The sequence below is a fragment of the Aidingimonas lacisalsi genome, from assembly GCF_008079445.1.
Taxonomy (GTDB): domain Bacteria; phylum Pseudomonadota; class Gammaproteobacteria; order Pseudomonadales; family Halomonadaceae; genus Aidingimonas; species Aidingimonas lacisalsi.
The window spans coordinates 1-946 of sequence record NZ_VRYH01000024.1; the positions used below are offsets into that span (position 1 = coordinate 1).

A 946-nucleotide genomic window follows, 5' to 3' on the forward strand; every position below is an offset into this window, starting at 1 on the left:
CTGCAAGCCATGCATCGCGTGCGTTCCCGAGCGATCGCCAACCGCACGGCACTGGGCAACGAGCTACATGGCTTGCTCGCTGAAATGGGAATGAGCGTGGCCAAGGGGCACTCGGTGTTTCGCCAAGGCGAGGTCAGGCGGTTGCTCGCCGAGCATCGAGAGGACCTGGGAGACGATCTCTTCGTGGTGCTGGATGATGTGTTGGATCAGTGGTTAGCGCTGGATGCTCGCATCCGCGCTTACGATCAGCGCCTGGTACGGCTGGCGAAGACGACACCGGCGTGCCAGCGGCTGATGAGCGTGCCCGGTATCGGCCCAGTGAATGCCACGCTGTTGGCCAGCCACATTGGCGACCCGGGTCGGTTTGCCAATGGCCGATGCTTCAGTGCCTCGATTGGCCTGGTGCCCCGGCAGCACTCGAGTGGCGGGAAGGAGCAACTGATGAGCATCTCCAAGCGCGGTAATGGCGAGGTGCGTCGGCAACTCGTGCACGGTGCCCGAGCGGCGTTGCGGTCGTTTCAGCGGCAGCCGCAGCCTGATCGACTGGCCCGCTGGGCGTGCGCCTTGGCGGCACGGCGTGGGGTCGCCAAGGCCTGCGTGGCCCTGGCCAACAAGCTGGGTCGGATCTGCTGGGCGGTGATGGCACGAGACAGGGGTTACACGGCCACCCCGTGACGCCAGGGGTGGCAATGGTACGACAGTGAGTTCCCGGAGGTTGCGCAGGCACGAGCGTTGATGGCACGACAGGTAAGACCGGCTCTCCGCCATTCTGTGAAACCGCATGGCCCATACTGAGGCCGCGTAGGAGATAAGAGCGGAGAGCGCGCATCCCATCATGGCCAGGCACCGATGATGTGCCGCTAACAGGCCGGATATAAGCGTGCAGTCTCACCCCGGCCATGGCGATTCGGGCTTGCACAACGGGACGGGTCCATATAAGCGGTTT

At 64.2% G+C, this 946-nt stretch carries 1 protein-coding gene; it reads left to right on the forward strand.

Features of this window, described 5'->3' with window-relative positions:
* Positions 1 to 675, forward strand: a 675-nt coding sequence (locus tag FVV99_RS18455) for an IS110 family RNA-guided transposase (protein WP_148255590.1), incomplete at its 5' end; no start/stop codon positions are given.
* Positions 676 to 946 lie beyond the last annotated feature (271 nt).